This is a genomic window from Pseudomonas sp. I2, assembly GCF_040984075.1.
In the GTDB taxonomy this organism is placed as follows: domain Bacteria; phylum Pseudomonadota; class Gammaproteobacteria; order Pseudomonadales; family Pseudomonadaceae; genus Aquipseudomonas; species Aquipseudomonas guariconensis_B.
Genome location: NZ_JBCGFQ010000037.1, coordinates 22,770 through 40,997, shown reverse-complemented (window position 1 = coordinate 40,997; position 18,228 = coordinate 22,770). Strand labels below are relative to the sequence as shown.

The following is an 18,228-nucleotide window of genomic DNA, read 5'->3' as shown; positions in this document are numbered from 1 at the left end:
CTCACTGGCCGGTCTGCGCAGTGTGTTGCGCGGCGCCGGCGAAGTCGTTGCGTTTGCACAGCTTGGCCTCGACCTTCTGCGTGCCGCTTTCCGGGCCCTGGATTTCCACGGCCAGCAGGTTCTGGCTGGCCCAGTCCTCGTCCTCACGCATCTGGAAGACGAAGCGCCCGTCGGTCTCGGAGGTCTCGGGTTTTTCGATCTTGATGTCCTCGTGGCGGCCGTTGAGGTACCAGAGGGTGGCTTGCAGGGTCTTGACCGAGGTGTCCTCGAAGCGGATGTCCATCTGCAGGTTGCGGTTGACCAGGTCCTTGATCACGCCGCCCTTGCCATTGACCATCAGCTCGTTCTTGCCCGGCTTGAGCGAGGTGCTGGCGCTCATCTGCGCCGGGCGTCCTTCGCAGCCGTCGTCGAGCAGGGCGAGGATCTGCCGCCAGATGGTTTCCTGGTCCAGGCGGTAGAGCGGGGAGAATTCCCAGATCAGGATCTTCGGCGGGTTGCTCTTGAATTCCTCGCTGCCCAGGTACTGGATCATCGAGCCTTCCAGGCCGCCACCGGGGAAGGCGACGTTGAGCACGTCGGCGCCGATGTACTGCTGCAGGAAGCCCGAGAAGTTGTAGTTCTTGCCACTGTGGCTGGTGCCGACCAGGGTGATCCGGGCATTGCCGCCATCGCCGAACAGGTCGTCGCCGCCGGCCTCGCCCTTGGGCTCGGTGGCGAACTGGTCCATGTACTGCACCGCATAGCTGGTGCCGCACAGTTGGCCGGCGACATTGTGCAGGGTGCCGGTCTTGCCCATGCGCCCGGACTTGTGGGTCTCGAATTCCTTGCGCGGGATGCCTTCGAAGGCCGGCATCTTGTGCACGGTCTCGGCCACGATCTTCGCCGCGCGCTCGGCGCCGTAGGGCGTCCAGTGCTGGTCGCCACGGAAGTAGAAGTCCTTGCCCTGGTCGGCGGCGGCCAGTTGCTCGTTGGTCAGCGGCGACAGGTCGGGGACGTTGTAGCCCATCTTGCTGAAGCGCTGGAGCATGGCCTGGTAGTTGCGCAGGGCCTTCTGGTAGTCGAAGGCGGCCTTTTCCTGGGGGTTGAGCATGTTGCGGTTCACCAGGCCGCGGGTCGGCTGGTACACCAGCACCAGCTCGATGCCGCGCTTGGCGAAGGCGTCGTGTACCTGCTGCAGGCGCTTGTAGCCGGCCGGGGTGGTGTCGAACTCGGTACGCAGGTCCTCGCGGGTACGGAACAGCCAGTCGCCCTGGGCCTGCACCAGGGTGGTGAAGTTCTGCTGGTAACGGGTCACGTAGCGGCTGGCGTCATGGGCCTCGGGGCACAGCTGGCAGCAGGGTTCGGCGGTGAAGGCAGGGGCCTGTACCTCATCGGCGCGCACGCCCTGGCTGATGGCCAGGAGGGCGGCGGACAGGCCGAGTAGTTTCATCAGGTGTGGGGTCATGGTCGGGGCTTCCTTAATCGATCATTTCGGTCTGGCGTTCGACCGGGTCGATCAGCACGGCCTTCTGCTGGCGTACCAGCAGGTCGAGGATTTCGTCCTGGCGCTCGCCCAGCACGCCATTGAGGCTGATGCCGCTGGCCTTGCGCGGGGCGAGCATGGAGACCTTGTACAGCTCCACCGACAGGGGCGAGTCGATCGACAGGGGGCCGGAGCCGTTGGCTGCCAGCTCGCCACCGACGATGATCAGCGAGACTTTGGTGTCGAACGGGTCGAGGGCGATGTCGCGGTCGGTGTCGGAGAGGTCCTTGATGTGCCCGTACACACCCACCAGGCCGTTGGCCATGGCGATGTTCTCGTACAGGCGGATGTTCACGCTGTTGCGTACGCGGATACCGTGGCGGCGGTTGTTGATCAGCTTGTTGCCCCAGATCAGGTTGTCGCCGCTCTCGTACAGGGTGATGCCGTCGGTGTGGTTGCGGTAGACCTCGTTGTAGGCGATCAGGTTGTTGACGCTGTTACGGTCGATCACCACGCCCGAGAGCTTGTTGTCGTAGCTCTTGTTGTTGATGATCCAGCTGTCGTTGACCTCGCGCGAGACGATGATCCCGTGCTTCTTCTTGGTCCCGTACACGGTGTTGCCGGCGATGATCAGGCGGTGCGAGCGGTCGTGCGGGTCGATGCCGTAGACGATGTTGTCGCGGTAGGTGCTGTCCTTGATCACGAAGTCCTGGGTTTCGTAGCAGTAGAAGCCGTACCACATGTCGCTGAACTGCGAGCCGATGATCCAGCCGGTGGGTTCCGCGCGGCCCATGCGCTTGGCCATGTTCGGCGTGTACTGGGAGATGCTCACGCCGTACGACTTGCTCTTGGCGTAGCCGAAGCTGGCCATCTTGCTGTTGACGATGTAGGTCTCGGTGCCGCCCCACGACAGTAGGAAGGGGCGGAACTCGTCGGGCTTGCGGAAGGTGGCCGGGCCGTTGTCCTGCTCGCGCCAGGCGGTGACCTGGGTGTCGGTGACGAACAGCTTGCCGTCGTTGACCAGGAACGAACCGGCCTCCTGGGACAGGCGCAACTCCTTGACCTTGCCGTCGATCTCGAGGATGCCCTTGCGCCCGACCACGATCGGCAGGCGCGCCAGGTACACGCCCGGGGCGGTCTCGCGCAGGTACTGCCTGGGCACCTGACGGCTCAGTTGCTGCAGGTCGACATGGCCGTCGTCGATGAAGATCGCCTGGGGAATGCCATGCTGGCGCCTGACCCATTCGGCGCCCTTGTTGTCGCCGCCGATGAACTCCTTGAGGGTGTCCTCCTGGAGCATACGGCGCACGCTGACCTTGCCCTTGCGGCTGCGGTCGAGCTTCTTCTGCACCGCCTCGGCGGTATAGCCAGAGAGGTCGGGCAGCTTCGGCGGGGCCATGTGCAGCGGTTCGACCGGCGCGCTGGAGACCGTGTAGGTCTTGGCCTGCTGCAGCTCCTTGGCCACCGGCTCGGCCAGGGCCAGGCCGCTGCCCGCCAGGAGCAGGGCGCTGGCCAGCAGGCCGTGGCGCAATTGCGGGTTCAGGTTCATGTCGGTTCTCTCTGTCCTCTGGGGCCCGGGCTCAGAAGCGCCAGATCACGTCGACGAAGGCGCGGTGCATGTACGAGTCGGCCTCGCTGCCGTAGGCATCGCCCGGCTTGAACACGCCGGCGCGCAGGCGCACCAGGGCCGAGGGTTCGTCGATCGACTGGCTCAGCGCGGCGGGCAGCAAGCCTTGCTTGAAGTACTTGGTGACGACCACGTCCATCTCCTGGCCCAGGTCCTTCTCGCCGTTGACCAGCGGGCGGCTGACGCCGTTGTCCTCGACCACCGCGTTGATGCCGCTGGAGCCGATGTTCTGTTCGCCATCGACACGCCAGAACTTGTGGTAGATGAAGCTGGCGTCGTAGTCCTCGCGCAGCTGCCAGGAGGCGAACAACGTGGCCGCCTGCAGGTTGCCCAGCTCGCCGCGGAAGGCTTCGCCGAAGCGGTGCACGCGCGAGCGGGTGCCGGTGAAGTTGGAGCGGTTGCTCTCCAGGCCGGTCTGTTCGTAGTTGCTCGAACCATCGCGGCCGCCGCCGCCACTGCCACGGGCATAGGCGGCGCCGACCTGCCAGTTGGGGTTCAGGCGCAGGCGTACGCCGAGGTCGGTGGCCCAGGCGTTGACGTCGCCGCTCTGCTTGCCAGTGGCGACTTGCTCGCCCCCTACCGGCTCGCTGCTCAAGGTGTCGCGATCGCCAGTCAGCCAGGTGACGCTGCCCCAGTAGTTGAGGGTATGGTCGTTGCGCCAGTTGTAGGCGTCGCTGTTGGCCTCAAGGCCCAACCAGGTGAGGTCGCCGGTGCGGGTCTTGTCCAGGGCATCGACGGTTTCGCCCGGGTCCTTCAGGCTGCCGCCGTCATGGGTGTGGTGGGCACGCAGGCCGACCCAGTGCCCAGGCGTCCACTGGGTGGCGATGTTGCCGTAGACGTGGGTGCGGTCCTTGTCCTGCGGCGCCAGCTCGGTGAGGTCGGTGCGGTATTCGCTGAAGCGTTGGGCGATGCCCAGGTCGGCCTTGAGCAGGGTGGTGTCGAAGGTCCAGTTCAGCGCTTCGATGTTGGTGTCGCGCCACATGCCGTCATCGCTGCGCAGGCGCTGGCGACCGAGGCGCAGTTGCTCGCCCGGGTAGGGCGTGAAGCCGCTGTAGCCGATCCAGAACTCACGCAGGGCCAGGTAACTCTTGTCCGGTTCGCGGCTGTCGTCGTTGGCCTGGATGGCGCTGCCGTCGTCGGACTGGCGCAGGGTATCGGTCTCGATGATGTCGGTGGCGGCCACGGCCTGGCCCATGGCGAAGGCACTCCAGTTGCCGCGCTCGCCGTAGACCCATGGGCGCAGGTCAAGGCCAAGGCCGTTGACGTCGCCGCCGGAGCGGGTGCCCAGGTCGCGGTCGTCCTCGGACTGGCCGGTGATCTTCACGTCCATGCCGAAGTTCTTCTCGGCGGTCATGTCGGCCAGGGTCGGGCAGGACCACAGCAGTGCGAAGCTCAGGCCAATGCCGGCTTTCACGAATGGGTTGAGCGTCATAGGGAGGAATCCTCGGCGTCGTCGTCTTCTTCTTGCAGGGCGTCGAGGGCCAGGGCGCTGGGGGCGCCCTGGACCATGCTGCCGCGCGCCTGCTTCTCTTGCGCGAGCAGGCGCTGGGCCTGGCTGCGCTGGTCAGGCGTCAATTGCTGGTCGAGTTGCTGCAGCAGTTCGGCCGACTGCTGCGTCGGGTTGGCCTGGGCCAGTTGCGCGAATACCCAGGCGTTGGCCGGCACCGGGCGAATGCCATGGCCTTCGCTGTAGAGCTGGGCCAGGGCGTAGTCGGCGCTGAGCTGGCCACCACGGGCGGCGCTGAGCAGGTGGTCGACGGCCTTCTGCGGCTCGACCTGGCCCAGGTAGCCACGGCGGTACAGCTGGCCGAGGTAGTAGTGGGCGCTGATCTCGCCGGCATCGGCGGCGGCCTGCAGGTGCTGCTCGGCCTTCTCGGCATCGGCTGGCAGCGTCTTGCCCTCGTAGTACAGGCGGCCGAGCAGCAGCTCGGCGCGCGGTTGTTCGGCGGCACGGCCCTTGTCGATGTAGCCGAGCAACTGCTCGGTGTCGCCGAGCTCGGGGAAGTCGTAGAGCAGTTGCGCCAGGCTGACCCAGGATGCCGGGTTGGCCGGGGCGATGTGTTCGAGCAGATCCTTGGCGGTGTTCTCGTCGGTCTGGCCGAGGCTGCGGTCGGCCAGCACCCGGGCCACACCGTCGACTCGGCTGGCCGGCACCTGACCACGGGCATGGGCGGCCTTGAGCTGCTGGACGAGTGCGGCCTGCTGTTCGGCCTGGCCGCGCTTCTGGTAGACGGTGGCCAGTTCCACGTAGCAGATGTCGGTGGTAGTGAGCGCGGCCTTGCAGATCCGTTCCACCTCGGCCAGGTTCTGGTCGTAGGTGCCCTGGGTGCGGTACAGCAGCACCTGGGCCAGGCCCGCTTCCGGGTTGCCGGCGGCGCGCCACTGGTCGATCTGCTGCTGGGCGTTCACGTTCGGGAAGCTCTGCGGGTGCTGCAGGTAGAGCATCGCCAACGGGATCAGGGTGTTGCCTTCGCCTTGCTGCGCGGCCAGCTTGAGCAGGGCCTCGGCCTCCTCGCGCTCGGCCTGGGTGCTGTCGGGCTTGGCCACCAGCAGGCGACCGAGGCGTGCCTGGGCGCGGGGCGAGGTGGCGGCAGCGGCGCGGTAGGTGGCCTCGGCCTGCTCGAGCTGGGCGGGGTCGCGCGAGGCGACCTTGATGTCGGCCAGGCCCACCTGGGCGTCGCTGTAGCCGAGGTCGGCCAGGGCCTTGTAGTTGCGTTCGGCCAGGGCGGTGTCGCCGCGTTTCATGGCCTCGTTGGCCAGGCGCTGATCGGGCAGGCCGGCGCAGCCGGCCAACGCAATGGCTGCAGCCAAGGCACAGAACCCAAGGGGCGCACAGGAAAAGTGGTGTCTGCGGGTCATCGCTCGGTCCTCTTACAGCCCACGGGCCACGGCCTTGTCGATCAGCCAGTTGAGCGACGGGCCACGGTCGCTGCTGACCGCGGCGGGGCGGCCAGCCAGCTCGGCGGGCAGGGCGCCATCGGGCTTGATCTGCACGCGGATGTCGGCGGCCAGGTCTTCGCTGTTGAGGCTGCTGCTGCCGACGATCTGGCCGGTGCGCACCTCGTCCTCGCCGGCGATCTGGAAGTTGACCCGGGTACCCGGCTTGACCTCGTCGAACTGGCGGTAGCTGAAGCGCGCCTCGATCATCGGGTTGCTGATGCGCGGTACCAGCTGGAAGATCGGCTGGCCCTTGCTGGCGTACTGACCGTCATCCACCAGCTGGCGGGCGACCACGCAATCGCAGGGGCTGGTGAGGGTGCCGGCGAGCTGCTTGCCGAACAGCTCCTCGACCTTGGCCGGTTCGAGCTGCGAGTCGTCCAGGTGGCCCTTGAGCAGGTCGAGCATGCTGGTGCTGAAGCTGGCCAGCGGCGCGCCCTTGACCACCTGGCCACCGCTTTCGACCAGGCTCTGCACGGTGCCGTCGCGGGGCATGGTGACGTTGGTGGTGGGCACCGCGACCACACCGGCCTCGGCATGGCTGACGAAGTACAGGCCGTACAGCGACTTGGCGATGAAGCCGAAGGCGGCCACGCCGACCACGAACACGCCGAGGCTCACGGTCACCGCGCGCAGGCGGCCGAAGGCCGAGAGCCCGGAGCCGCTGTCCTTCTGCTTGCGCGCCTTGGTGAAGTTGTCGCGCTGCAGGGTGCTGAGCACGTCGCCGACGTTGATCAGCTCGCCCGACAGGAAGGTGGTGATGATATGGCGCAGGGTCGCCACGTCACGCTGCTCCAGGTTCTGGAACTGCACGCCGACCCGGCCGCTGTCGCTCAGGTAGGAGCGCACCTGGAACTCGATGTCCATGGACAGGCCGAGGTTGTCGACCACGAACTGCAGGCGGCCACGCAGCACGTCGCCGACGTTCAGCGGCTGCTTGGCATGGAAGGACAGGCCCCCGGCGGAAAGATCGTCCACCTTCACATCGCGTGGCTCGCGGTTGCGGTCCAGGTAGCGCAGCTTGGCGGGGATGCGTACCCGGACGTGCTGGCGCTGGGCTTCGGACTCATGCACGACATTGGCGTTCACGGCGGTATTCATGGCGATTTCGTTCCTGTTAGATCCGATCCGAGGGGCTCACACGACCATGAACAGCACGGCGACGAAGATGCTGGCTGCCGAGAAGGTCATGGTTCGCGAGGACCAGGTGTTGAACCATTGTTGAAAGCTTGCGAGGTCACGCTTGAGGGCAGTGGGCTGGCGGGTCCAGGACTGCTTGTCGAGCCGGAAGAACACGTAGATCTTCATCAGCGCGCCGACGATCTGGTTGTAATAGAGGATCAGCGGGTAGGCCGGCCCCACGCTGTGGCCCGAGCACAGCAGCATGATGGTGAGGATCAGGCGGGTGATGCCGATCCACAGCAGGTACACCAGCAAAAAGCCCAGGCCGAACTTGAGGCTGGCGATCACCGCCACGGTCAGGCCCAGCAGGCTGGTCCACATGGACACGCGCTGGTCGAGCAGGACGATGCTGGTGAACAGCCCCAGGCGCTGCAGGCCAAGGCCCAGGGCGCGGGAGTTCTGCCGCAGGTTGTTGCCGTACCAGCGGTACATCAGCTTGCGGCTAGCCTTGACGAAGCTCTTCTCCGGCGGATGCTCGACGGTGTTGATCGCCGCGTCCGGCACGTAGAAGGTGTCGTAGCCCAGGCGCATCAGGCTGAACCAGCTGGACTTGTCGTCGCCGGTGAGGAACTTGAAACGGCCCAGGCGCCAGTGCTGCAGCGAGTCGCTCTCGACATCGGCGATGAACTCGGGGTTGGTCACGACGCTGGCGCGGAACATCGACATGCGCCCGGTCATGGTCAGCACGCGCTTGGACAGGGCCATCGAGCACATGTTGATGTGGCGCTGGGCGAAGCGCAGCTTGTGCCACTCGCTCATGATGTAGCCGCCACGCACTTCGCAGAACTCGTTGGTGGTCAGGCCACCGACGCTGGGAAACAGCTTGAACCAGGGCACGGTCTTGCGTACCACGCCTTCGCCGAGCACGGTGTCGCCGTCGATCACCGCCACCACCGCATGTTCGTCCGGCATCATCCGCGAGATGGCGCGAAAGCCGTAGGCCAGACCGTCGCGCTTGCCGGTGCCGGCGATGCGCACGAAGTCCAGGGTGACGTGCTCGGGTGGGTTGTACTTGGCCCACAGGCTCTTCACCAGCAGCTCGTCGGACATCTCCACCAGCGAGCAGACCACGGTGGTCGGGTAGCCGCAGGCGATCGCCTCGCGGATCACCGAGCTGTACACCTGGGCGGTGGTGTGGGCGTCGATGCGAAAGCTGGTGACCATCAGGTAGACGTGCGACGGGTCGGCCGCTTTGCCCAGCTTGCGCACCTTGTGGCGCAGGTAGGGGTAGACGCCGTAGAGGAAGATCATGCCGCGGATGAAATGGGTGGCGCCCATGGAGTAGCGCCAGATGCCGACAGCGCCGACCAGGAAGATGAAGTGCTTCGACTGCGAGTCGAAGATATCGCTGGGCAGGGCCAGGGCGATCAGCATGAGCAGGCTCATGTAGAGCAGCCACCCGGCGCACTGCAACAGCACTGTCTGGAGCCTTTGCATGTTCAGCATCCGTCGCGAAATCAGGGGGAAGGGCAGCGACGCAGCGCTGCCCGGCCGAGGGTTACCAGCAGATGCCTTCGGTGCGGCTGCCCGGACAGGTGGGCTTGCTCATGAAGCCGACCAGGTCGATGACCTGCTTGCCTGCCGGGGCCTGCAGGGCGAGGGCGCGGAACTTCTCGTCGCGGTTGCCCAGGACGATGATCTCGGCGTTGTCGATCACCTGCTCGAGGTCGGCGTTGAGCAGCGACGAGACATGGGGGATCTTCGACTCGATGTAGTCCTTGTTGGCGCCGTGGACACGGGCGTACTGCACGTTCTGGTCGTAGATGTTCAGCTCGTAGCCTTTGCCGATCAGGCGCTCGGCCAGTTCCACCAGCGGGCTTTCGCGCAGGTCGTCGGTGCCGGCCTTGAAGGACAGGCCAAGCAGGGCGACCTTGCGCTTGTCGTGGCTTTCGATGATGTCGAAGGCGTTCTGCACCTGGGACTCGTTGCTGCGCATCAGCGAGTCGAGCAGCGGGGCCTTCACGTCGAGGCTGGCGGCGCGGTAGGTGAGGGCGCGCACGTCCTTGGGCAGGCACGAGCCGCCGAAGGCGAAGCCTGGGCGCATGTAGTACTGGGACAGGTTCAGCGCCTTGTCCTGGCAGACCACGTCCATCACCTCGCGGCCATCGACGCCCACCGCCTTGGCGATGTTGCCGATCTCGTTGGCGAAGGTGACCTTGGTGGCGTGCCAGACGTTGCAGGTGTACTTGATCATCTCGGCCACCTCGACCGGCTTGCGGATGATCGGCGCGTCCAGTTCCTCGTACAGGGCCTGGAGTACGTCGCCGCTGGCGCTGTCCAGCTCGCCGATGACGGTCATCGGTGGGTGGTCGTAGTCCTTGATCGCGGTGCTCTCGCGCAGGAACTCGGGGTTGACCGCGACGCCGAAGTCGACACCGGCTCGCTTGCCGGAGCAGTCTTCGAGGATCGGGATCACCACGTTCTTGACGGTGCCTGGCAGTACGGTGCTACGCACCACGATGGTGTGGCGGCTGGTTTTGTCGCGCAGCACATGGCCGATTTCGCGGCACACCGATTCGATGTACTCCAGGCCTAGGTCGCCGTTCTTCTTGCTCGGGGTACCGACGCAGATCATCGACACGTCGCTGGCGCGGATGGCCTCGGCGAAGTCGGTGGTGCCGCGCAGGCGGCCGGTGGCGATGCCCTGTTGCAGCAGCTGTTCCAGGCCCGGCTCGACGATGGGCGACTTGCCCTGGTTGATCAGGTCGATCTTGGTGCTGGACACGTCCACACCAATCACTTCATGGCCCCGTGCCGACAGGCAACCTGCACAGACCGCACCCACATAACCCAAACCAAAGATGCTGATACGCATCGCATTCACCTCGTGTGTTTATCACGCCGGTTCCTTGCAAAAGAACCGGACCGGGTTGATTAACCAGCAGTTTTCGGGCGCACGGTTTCATGGCGAATGCACACTTCGCCGAGCGCAGGCATGAATAAATCTGGAGCGCACAAAGTTATGCACTCAAAGTTGGCAGTCAAAGGCCAGTAATTAAAAGGCGTGCCCTGAAATGCAGCCGTCTTTATTGCAGTGCGCTACCTGGCGCGCTGCTGTGCTTGTTTTTTCAAGTGGATAAATCCTTTGAAATCAACCACTAGGACGATTAGTGGGGCGCGTCTCTCCTGCATGGACAGGGCGTTCGGTGTGTTATCCGTTGCGCCTGTCGAGTTGTTGGAGCCGGTAGTGGATACCTGCCGCTTGTCATCTGTAAGTCATCTCTCACGCCACGCGTTGAAGAATCGTTACGGGTCCTATGAGCGATTGCCGGTAGCAGAAGTTCCAAGGTGGGTTCCGCACCGGTGAAAGATTTCTAAATATTTTTTCAGGGCTAAATACTTTCAATCTGATGGCACGGCGCAGTTCAACCCTTGTATATAAAGGGCGAGATAGGGATGGGATAGTTTTATGCCAGCACGCGAAAAAAATTTTCAAGAATCGTCAAAAAACTACGAACGGTCTTATGGCGTTTTGCGATAACGATAGGGGCGTTGTTTTTTTGACGTCGAGATTGTGGCGAGGTGGCAATTTGAAGCCTGCCCTATTGCAGGGCGGATGATATGGAGTGGCCATTAATACGCCGTCGGTAATCCGATGACCGGTCGGCCATTTGGGGGCTGCGCAGCAGCCCCATAGCTAATCGATGGGCATTGCTGGGTAGCCCTGCTTATTCGGCAGGGTGGTCGCGCAGGAACACCAGGTGATCCGGCTTGGACTGCTCGGCACTGTAGTAGTACCCCTGCGCATCGAACTGCTTGAGTCGCTCGGGGTCGTCGATGCGTTCCTGGATCACGAACCGGCTCATCATCCCGCGCGCTTTCTTGGCATAGAAGCTGATGATCTTGTACTGCCCGTTCTTGAAGTCCTTGAAATCGACGTTGATGACGCGTGCATTCAAGGCGCTGCGCTTGACCGCGCTGAAGTATTCATTGCTGGCCAGGTTGAGCAGCACATCGTCGCCCTGGTCGGCCAGGGCCTGGTTCAGCCACTCGCTGATGCGCGTGCCCCAGAAGGCATAGAGGTCTTTGCCGCGGGCGTTGGCCAGCTTGGTGCCCATCTCCAGGCGATAGGGCTGCATCAGGTCCAGCGGACGCAGCAGGCCGTACAGCCCCGAGAGCATGCGCAGGTGGTCCTGGGCGTAGCTGAAGTCATCCTCGTCGAGGCTTTCGGCGTCCAGGCCGGTATAGACGTCGCCCTTGAAGGCCAGCAGCGCCTGCTTGGCGTTGGCCGGGGTGAAGTCTGGGGTCCAACTGCCGAAGCGGGCGGCGTTGAGGCCGGCGAGCTTGTCGGACAGGTGCATCAGCTCGCTGATCTGCGCTGGCGACAGCTCGCGCAACTGGGTGATCAGTGCCTGAGAGTCGTCCAGGTACTGAGGCAGGGTGAAGCGCTGGGTCACCGGCGGGGTGTCGTAGTCGAGGGTCTTGGCGGGGGAAATCACCGTCAGCATCGGGTCGGCTCCTGGAATCGTCGCTGCGGATTCTACGGGCTGGGGCGGGCAAGGCCAAACTATGGTGACGATAGTCGCAGACCATCACCGGGGCGCGAGCTATAGTGCGCCCCGTGTTCTCGTGGAGAGTTCGATCGTGCGCATTGCCTTCGTCCTGCTGGCCGGCCTGTTGAGCCTGGCCGCCCAGGCGGCACCACCAGCCCCGGCCAGCCTGGATCGCAGCCTGTGGCCCGAGCGACTGGACAGCCCGGCGCTGTTCGATGTCGCATCGCGGGCCGAAATCCTGTCGTTCGCCCAGGCCCTTCAGGAGAGCGAGATGCTCGATGAAAAGGCCCTGGCGGCGCGCCTGCGGCTCAGGCAGATCAACCTGCCGGTGATTCGTGCGGTGCGGGCGCGGATGTGGCAACGGCTGTGGCAGAACTACCAACAAGCGCAACGCAGTTGCGGGCTGGACGCCTCGTTCTGTTACCCGGTCGAGTCCATGGCCGAGCTGCGTACCCGGGCCGCCAGCTTCGCCGACGGGGTAGGCAGCTTCTATAGCGGCTGGATCGAGCCGAGCCGGCAGTTCCACACCCGCTACCTGGACGAGCAGTTGCGCAAGGCCGCGCTGTTCCCACAGACCAGCAGCGAGGTGGAGCGCTTGTCCAGCCGCGAGCGCAATGGCGACGAACTCAATGACCGGATGTTCCTGCTGACCTTCGTCGGTGGACCTGGCCTGCAGGGCGGTCACACTGACACGCTAGCCGATTACCTGCGCCGTCAGAAACTGGGCGCTACGTTCTTCGTCCTCGGCAACCGCCTGCAGCAGCGCCGCGACGCAGGGCCGGCCAATGCCCTGGCGGCGCTGTATGCCGGCCAATGCGTGGGGATCCAGGGCTGGGAGTACCGGTCCCACGCCCAGTGGCAGGACTGGCAGGATTCGTTACGACGCAGCCAGGCGCGGGTCCAGTCCGACCTGCCGGAGCAGTACGTGCCGCTGTTCCGACCGCCCTACGGGCAGCGCCGGGCCGATGGCGAGGCCTTCATGACTGCCCAGCAGCTGCAGGTCTCGCTGTGGGACATCGACGCCCACGACGACAGCGCGTTGAGCGCCGAGGCGTCGGCCCAGCGTGTGCTGACCCTGATGCTGCTGTGGCGCAAGGGCGTGATCCAGTTCCACGACGACCTGCCCAAGGCACGGCCGGCGGTGGAATGGCTGCTGCGCAATACGGCGCAGGGCGGGATCGGTTGGGAGGATTGCCTGGCGTACGGGAGGCGGGGGGAGCTTTAGAGCTTGCAGCTTGCATAGGCCTGATCTTTGACTTTAGTACCGCCCCAGCCCCAAGCCAAGCCCTGTTCGTCAATCGGAAAAATAAACTTCAACGGAACGTAAAAAGACTTTTTTTGGTCATGGATTATGCGGTATGTAGGAATCAGACAGCCGAAACCTGCAGCACAGGTGGCGTCATCCAGGCCCTCCTTGCCAGGTGCGCTCCCCGCCCGTAACGACGCGGATACGGGGAGAACGGCGGTCACTCTGCGGCGCAGCGGTACGCGTCGCGTGGCTTTCACACAAGGTGACCGAGTATGGATGACCAAGGACGCAACCCTTCCTCCAACAAGCCAATCCTGTATGTGCTCGATACCAATGTCCTGATTCACGACCCCAATGCCCTGCTCAACTTCGAGGAGCACCACGTCGCTATCCCGATGACGGTGCTGGAGGAACTCGACAAGCTCAAGACCGGCAAGCACACCATCGCCGCCGAATGCCGCCAGGCCATCCGCCTGATCGACCAGACCCTGGGCGATGCCTCGCCCAGCGACGTCGAGCAGGGCGTGCCGATCCAGCGTGGCAAGAGCGGCCCCAAGGGCTTCCTGTCGATCCTGATGAGCCCGCGCAACGAACCCAACCGGCTACTGCCGGACACCCTCAACGACAACATCATCATCAACCAGCTCCTCGAGCTGCGCACCAGACGCCCCGACCTGGACGTGGTACTGGTGACCAAGGACATCAACATGCGCCTGAAGGCGCGTGCCTGCGGCATCGCCGCCGAGGACTACAGCACCGACCAGTTGGTCGACGACGTTTCGCTGCTGTCCAAGGGCTACCACTCGGTGACCGGCTCGTTCTGGGACCGCGTCAGCAAGGTCGAGACCCGCCAGGAGCGTGGCCGCACCTGGCACCGGGTGCAACTGACCGACAACCTGCCGGCGGTGCACGTCAACGAGTTCATCATCGATGAACAAGGCTTCGTCGGCTGGATCAAGGGCATCCGTGAGGACGAGCTGCTGCTGCTCGACCTGCACCAGGAGCCCTTGCTGCACCAGGAAGCCTGGGGCCTGAAACCGCGTGACATCCACCAGAGCCTGGCGCTGTTCGCCCTGCTGGACCCAGACATCCACCTGGTCAACCTGACCGGCGCCGCTGGCTCCGGCAAGACCATCCTCGCGCTCGCCGCGGCCATCGAGCAGACCATGGTCAGCAAGCGCTACCGGCGCATCATCGCCACCCGCAGCGTGCAGGGGCTGGACCAGGAGATCGGCTTCCTGCCAGGCACCGAGGCGGAGAAGATGGAGCCGTGGCTGGGGGCGATCACCGACAACCTCGAAGCCTTGCACATGGACGACGAGAGCACCCATGGCAGCGTCGAGTACATCCTCGAAAGGGTGCCGCTGCAGTTCAAGTCGCTGAACTACATTCGCGGTCGCAGCTTCCAGCAGAGTCTGATCCTCATCGACGAATGCCAGAACCTCACCCCGCACCAGATGAAGACCATCATCACCCGTGCCGGAGCCGGGTCCAAGGTGGTCTGCCTGGGCAACCTGGCGCAGATCGATACGCCGTACCTGTCGGCCACCAGTTCTGGCCTGACCTACCTCACCGAACGCTTCAAGGACTTCCCCCACGGCGTTCACATCACCCTGCAGGGCGTGCCGCGCTCGGTGCTGGCCGAGTACGCCGAGTCCCACCTGTAGTCTTTTTCGAGCCGGGCGGCTTTGCGCCCGGCTTTTTTTTCTGCGTGATTCTGACCTGCGGGTTTACACTCTTTGCTCCCTAACAGGAGGAAAGCTGTGCTGACTCATCTCGATTCTCAGGGGCGCGCCAATATGGTCGACGTCACCGAAAAAGCCGTGACCGCACGCGAGGCGGTGGCCGAGGCGCGGGTGCGCATGTTGCCGCAGACCTTGCAGATGATCGTCGATGGCGAGCACCCCAAGGGCGACGTGTTCGCCGTGGCGCGGATCGCCGGGATCCAGGCGGCGAAGAAGACCAGTGACCTGATCCCGCTGTGCCATCCCTTGATGCTCACCAGCGTCAAGGTCGAACTGGCCGCCGAGGGGCAGGATGTCGTGCACATCGTCGCCCGCTGCAAGCTGGCCGGGCAGACCGGCGTGGAAATGGAGGCGCTGACTGCCGCCAGCGTCGCCGCGCTGACGATCTACGACATGTGCAAGGCCGTGGACAAGGGCATGGTCATCGAGCAGGTGCGCCTGCTGGAGAAGATCGGCGGCAAGAGCGGCCATTACCAGGTGGAGGCGTGATGAAAGTCCAGGTGGTGTATTTCGCCCGTTACCGTGAACTGCTGGGCCGCGATGGCGAGCCGCTCGAAGGCGCCTTCGTGACCCTCGACGATGTGCGCCAGGCGCTGGTAGCCAAGGGCGGGCAGCATGAGGTGCTGGCCGAGCAGAACCTGATGTGCGCGCGCAACCAGGACCTGTGCAAGCTCGACGAGCCTGTGGAGGAGGGCGACGAAGTGGCGTTCTTCCCACCGGTGACGGGAGGTTGAGCATGGGCGTGCGGGTACAGGCGCAGGCGTTCGACCCGGGCCACGAGCTCAATGCCATGCATGCGGCCAATGTCGGCGTGGGGGCGGTGGTCGGTTTCGTCGGCTATGTGCGGGATTTCAACGATGGCCGTGACGTGGCCGGGATGTTTCTCGAGCATTACCCGGGGATGACCGAGAAGGCCCTGGCCAAGATCGTCGTCGAAGCCGAGCAGCGTTGGCCGTTGCTCAAGGTCGAGGTGCTGCACCGCATCGGTGCGCTGGAGCCGGGCGAGCCGATCGTCTTCGTCGGTGTGGCCAGCGCACACCGGCAGGCGGCCTTCGATGCCTGCAACTTCATCATGGATTACCTGAAGACCCGGGCACCGTTCTGGAAGAAGGAGAACACCCAAGAGGGGCCGCGCTGGGTGGAAGGCAAGCAGAGCGACCAGGACGCGGCCGGGCGTTGGTAGCCGGCTGGGATTTGCCCCTGCCGGCCAACTGAGTGACACCTTGTAATCCTGGGGCCGCACGGCTCAGTGGTGCTTGCGCGGCACCGGCTTGAGCAACTCATCCGGCGGCATCTCGCACTTGATCTTGCGCCCCAGCAGCTCTTCGATGGCCGGCAACTGGTAGGCATCGTCCTCGCCGGCGAAGCTGATCGACACGCCGCTGGTCCCCGCCCGGCCGGTCCGGCCGATGCGGTGCACGTAGTCGTCCGGATCCTCCGGCAGGGTGAAGTTGATCACGTGGCTGATGCCATCGATATGGATGCCACGGCCAGCCACGTCGGTGGCCACCAGCACCGCGATACGCCCCTCGCGGAAGCTCTCCAGGGTGCGAATGCGCTTGTGCTGCGGCACATCGCCAGACAACTGTGCGGCGTTGATGCCGTCGCGCACCAGGCGCTCCTCGATGCGCCGCACCTCGTCCTTGCGGTTGGCGAAGACCATCACCCGCTCCCACTTGTTCTGGGTCACCAGGTTGTACAACAGCTTGTACTTGTCGCTGCTGGCCACCGCATAGACGTGCTGCTCGACGGTTTCGCTGGCCACGTTCTCCGGCTCGATCTCGACGATGGCCGGGTTGGTGGTCCACTGCTTGGCCAGGTTCATCACGTCGTCGGTGAAGGTGGCGGAGAACAGCAGGGTCTGGCGTTCGCTCTTGGGCGGGGTCTGGCGGATGATCTGCCGCACCTGGGGGATGAAGCCCATGTCGAGCATGCGGTCGGCTTCGTCCAGCACCAGCACCTCGACCATGTCCAGGTGCACCTCGCCGCGCTGGTGGAAGTCCAGCAAGCGCCCCGGGGTGGCCACCAGGATGTCGCAGTGACGCGATTCCAGGGCCTTGAGCTGCTTGTCGAAGTCCATGCCGCCAACGAAGGTCATGACGTTCAGGCCGCTGTACTTGGTCAGGGCCATGGCGTCCTTGGCGATCTGCACCACCAGTTCGCGGGTGGGCGCGATCACCAGGGCCCGTGGCTCGCCCATGTAGCGCTCCTTGGGCGGCGGCACCTGCTGCAACTGGGAAATGATCGAGATCAGGAACGCCGCGGTCTTGCCGGTGCCGGTCTGGGCCCGGCCGATGGCGTCCTGGCCACGCAGGGTGTGGCCCAGTACCTGGGCCTGGATCGGCGTGCAGTAGGGGAAGCCCAGGTCATGGATGGCGTGCATCAACTCGTTGGAGAGCTTGAAGTCGTGGAAGCGGGTCTTGCCCTCCTGGGGCTCGACCACGAAATCCTCTGGCTTCCACAGGCTGGCCTGGGGCTTGGGCTTGCGTTCGCGACGCGGTTTGTCCTTGCCAGGCTTGTCGCCACGGGGCGCGACTGGCGCCTCGGCCTGGGGAGGGGAAGTGGGCTTGGCCTTGGCGGCCGGCGGCTCGGCCGCCGTCGGGGGCGTGATCACGTGGGCTGCGGGTTCGACGGCCTGAGGTGTGGCGTCTCCCTTGCCGAATATTTTTTTGAGTGCCTTGAGCACGATCGTCTCATCAACTGGTTAAGGAATGTACGCCGGGCAGTGTAATGCAAGATTCAGGCGCGGCGTAGTGGAGCGGTCCGACAACTACAGCGAAATACACCGCTAGCGCAAACGGCGGACCAGCCAGTTGTAGATGTCGTTGATCTCCTGGGGCACCACTTCGTGCTCCATCGGGTATTCCTCCCAGGTCGCCTCGACACCCCAGTGCTTGAGGTGCTCGAAGGCGGTGCGGCCCATGGACGGGATCACCACCGGATCGTGCACGCCATGCAGGCACAGGGCCGGGGTACGTTGCTGGCAAGCGCTGAGCTGGTGGCCCTCGGTGAAGGTCGGGGCGTAGGTGGACAACGCCAGCACGCCGCCCAGGGCTTCCTGCCACTTTATATAGGCTGTGTGCAGGACCACCGCGCCACCCTGGGAAAAGCCCGCCAGGAAGATCCGCGCCAGGTCGATGCCCTTGGCCCGCTCGGCCTCGATCAGGCCCACCACCTGCTCGGCGGACTCCTCGAGCTGGGCTTCGTCGATGGCCCGGGCCGGGGTCATGGCCTTGATGTCGTACCAACTGGGCATGGCGTAGCCGCCATTGATCGTTACCGGACGAGTGGGCGCCTGGGGCATGACGAAACGGGTGCTGAGCAGGTGCTCCTGCAGGGCTTCGGCCACTGGTAGGAAGTCGTAACGGTCTGCACCAAGACCGTGCAACCAGATCACACAGGCATCGGTGGTGTTCTGCGGTTCGAGAATCAGGGGGTTACTCATGACGGCTCCAAAAACGTGCGTGCGTACTTATTGAGTGCGTTAAAAAAAGGCAAGGGTGGGTAATGCCACAAGAAGATGTCGCAACTCT

At 64.5% G+C, this 18,228-nt stretch carries 15 protein-coding genes; 5 read left to right on the top strand and 10 right to left on the bottom strand.

What is annotated here, in order from left to right:
• Position 1: 1 nt before the first annotated feature.
• The 8 genes from WCE05_RS18560 to yaaA all read right to left on the bottom strand — a co-directional run bounded on the left by WCE05_RS18560 (position 2) and on the right by yaaA (position 11,656).
• Positions 2 to 1,444, bottom strand: coding sequence for an alginate O-acetyltransferase (locus WCE05_RS18560; protein WP_225789443.1), 1,443 nt, complete (start codon positions 1,442 to 1,444; stop codon positions 2 to 4).
• A 13-nt stretch (positions 1,445 to 1,457) separates the two neighbouring features.
• The gene (gene algG / locus WCE05_RS18555) at positions 1,458 to 3,011 is read right to left on the bottom strand and encodes a mannuronan 5-epimerase AlgG (protein WP_368816281.1); all 1,554 of its coding nucleotides are present in this window, start codon (positions 3,009 to 3,011) and stop codon (positions 1,458 to 1,460) included.
• 31 nt (positions 3,012 to 3,042) lie between these two features.
• The gene (locus WCE05_RS18550; RefSeq protein WP_368816280.1) at positions 3,043 to 4,521 is read right to left on the bottom strand and encodes an alginate export family protein; all 1,479 of its coding nucleotides are present in this window, start codon (positions 4,519 to 4,521) and stop codon (positions 3,043 to 3,045) included.
• Positions 4,518 to 5,948 carry an alginate biosynthesis TPR repeat lipoprotein AlgK gene (gene algK / locus WCE05_RS18545; RefSeq protein WP_253079958.1) on the bottom strand — a complete coding sequence of 477 codons (1,431 nt, stop codon included), beginning with the start codon at positions 5,946 to 5,948 and terminating at the stop codon, positions 4,518 to 4,520. Before algK ends, WCE05_RS18550 begins: the two co-directional genes overlap by 4 nt.
• Before the next feature lie 12 nt (positions 5,949 to 5,960).
• Complete coding sequence (locus tag WCE05_RS18540) at positions 5,961 to 7,127, bottom strand: alginate biosynthesis protein Alg44 (RefSeq protein ID WP_253099558.1); 1,167 nt, start codon at positions 7,125 to 7,127, stop codon at positions 5,961 to 5,963.
• A 36-nt stretch (positions 7,128 to 7,163) separates the two neighbouring features.
• Positions 7,164 to 8,645, bottom strand: coding sequence for a glycosyltransferase family 2 protein (locus WCE05_RS18535; RefSeq protein WP_225789438.1), 1,482 nt, complete (start codon positions 8,643 to 8,645; stop codon positions 7,164 to 7,166).
• A gap of 61 nt (positions 8,646 to 8,706) precedes the next feature.
• Complete coding sequence (locus WCE05_RS18530) at positions 8,707 to 10,023, bottom strand: nucleotide sugar dehydrogenase (protein WP_368816279.1); 1,317 nt, start codon at positions 10,021 to 10,023, stop codon at positions 8,707 to 8,709.
• Positions 10,024 to 10,876: 853 nt separating this feature from the next.
• Positions 10,877 to 11,656, bottom strand: coding sequence for a peroxide stress protein YaaA (yaaA, locus tag WCE05_RS18525; RefSeq protein ID WP_368816278.1), 780 nt, complete (start codon positions 11,654 to 11,656; stop codon positions 10,877 to 10,879).
• A gap of 136 nt (positions 11,657 to 11,792) precedes the next feature.
• Between yaaA and WCE05_RS18520 the strand changes: the two genes are divergently transcribed.
• The 5 genes from WCE05_RS18520 to moaE all read left to right on the top strand — a co-directional run bounded on the left by WCE05_RS18520 (position 11,793) and on the right by moaE (position 15,878).
• Entirely contained in the window at positions 11,793 to 12,926 is a 1,134-nt protein-coding gene (locus WCE05_RS18520; protein WP_253079956.1) for a polysaccharide deacetylase family protein, read from the top strand.
• Positions 12,927 to 13,222: 296 nt separating this feature from the next.
• Positions 13,223 to 14,617 carry a PhoH family protein gene (locus WCE05_RS18515; protein ID WP_225789434.1) on the top strand — a complete coding sequence of 465 codons (1,395 nt, stop codon included), beginning with the start codon at positions 13,223 to 13,225 and terminating at the stop codon, positions 14,615 to 14,617.
• A 96-nt stretch (positions 14,618 to 14,713) separates the two neighbouring features.
• On the top strand, positions 14,714 to 15,184 hold the full coding sequence (gene moaC / locus WCE05_RS18510; RefSeq protein WP_225789433.1) for a cyclic pyranopterin monophosphate synthase MoaC: 471 nt from the start codon (positions 14,714 to 14,716) through the stop codon (positions 15,182 to 15,184).
• Positions 15,184 to 15,429, top strand: a complete 246-nt coding sequence (locus tag WCE05_RS18505; protein ID WP_225789432.1) for a MoaD/ThiS family protein — start codon at positions 15,184 to 15,186, stop codon at positions 15,427 to 15,429. The genes moaC and WCE05_RS18505 overlap by 1 nt, the downstream gene beginning before the upstream one ends.
• 2 nt (positions 15,430 to 15,431) lie before the next feature.
• On the top strand, positions 15,432 to 15,878 hold the full coding sequence (gene moaE / locus WCE05_RS18500) for a molybdopterin synthase catalytic subunit MoaE (protein ID WP_225789431.1): 447 nt from the start codon (positions 15,432 to 15,434) through the stop codon (positions 15,876 to 15,878).
• 63 nt (positions 15,879 to 15,941) lie between these two features.
• On the opposite strand, the gene rhlB is transcribed toward moaE, so the two are convergent.
• Positions 15,942 to 17,381 (bottom strand): ATP-dependent RNA helicase RhlB, encoded by a 1,440-nt coding sequence (rhlB, locus tag WCE05_RS18495; protein ID WP_225789430.1) that lies wholly within the window; start codon positions 17,379 to 17,381, stop codon positions 15,942 to 15,944.
• A gap of 102 nt (positions 17,382 to 17,483) precedes the next feature.
• On the bottom strand, positions 17,484 to 18,140 hold the full coding sequence (locus WCE05_RS18490; protein WP_368816277.1) for an alpha/beta hydrolase: 657 nt from the start codon (positions 18,138 to 18,140) through the stop codon (positions 17,484 to 17,486).
• Positions 18,141 to 18,228: the final 88 nt, after the last annotated feature.

Bases quoted from the DNA above. Each gene is read 5' to 3' on its own strand.
- WCE05_RS18560 (WP_225789443.1), bottom strand. From the start codon at position 1,444: ATGACCCCACACCTGATGAAACTACTCGGCCTGTCCGCCGCCCTCCTG.
- algG (WP_368816281.1), bottom strand. From the start codon at position 3,011: ATGAACCTGAACCCGCAATTGCGCCACGGCCTGCTGGCCAGCGCCCTG.
- WCE05_RS18550 (WP_368816280.1), bottom strand. From the start codon at position 4,521: ATGACGCTCAACCCATTCGTGAAAGCCGGCATTGGCCTGAGCTTCGCA.
- algK (WP_253079958.1), bottom strand. From the start codon at position 5,948: ATGACCCGCAGACACCACTTTTCCTGTGCGCCCCTTGGGTTCTGTGCC.
- WCE05_RS18540 (WP_253099558.1), bottom strand. From the start codon at position 7,127: ATGAATACCGCCGTGAACGCCAATGTCGTGCATGAGTCCGAAGCCCAG.
- WCE05_RS18535 (WP_225789438.1), bottom strand. From the start codon at position 8,645: ATGCAAAGGCTCCAGACAGTGCTGTTGCAGTGCGCCGGGTGGCTGCTC.
- WCE05_RS18530 (WP_368816279.1), bottom strand. From the start codon at position 10,023: ATGCGTATCAGCATCTTTGGTTTGGGTTATGTGGGTGCGGTCTGTGCA.
- yaaA (WP_368816278.1), bottom strand. From the start codon at position 11,656: ATGCTGACGGTGATTTCCCCCGCCAAGACCCTCGACTACGACACCCCG.
- WCE05_RS18515 (WP_225789434.1), top strand. From the start codon at position 13,223: ATGGATGACCAAGGACGCAACCCTTCCTCCAACAAGCCAATCCTGTAT.
- WCE05_RS18505 (WP_225789432.1), top strand. From the start codon at position 15,184: ATGAAAGTCCAGGTGGTGTATTTCGCCCGTTACCGTGAACTGCTGGGC.
- moaE (WP_225789431.1), top strand. From the start codon at position 15,432: ATGGGCGTGCGGGTACAGGCGCAGGCGTTCGACCCGGGCCACGAGCTC.
- WCE05_RS18490 (WP_368816277.1), bottom strand. From the start codon at position 18,140: ATGAGTAACCCCCTGATTCTCGAACCGCAGAACACCACCGATGCCTGT.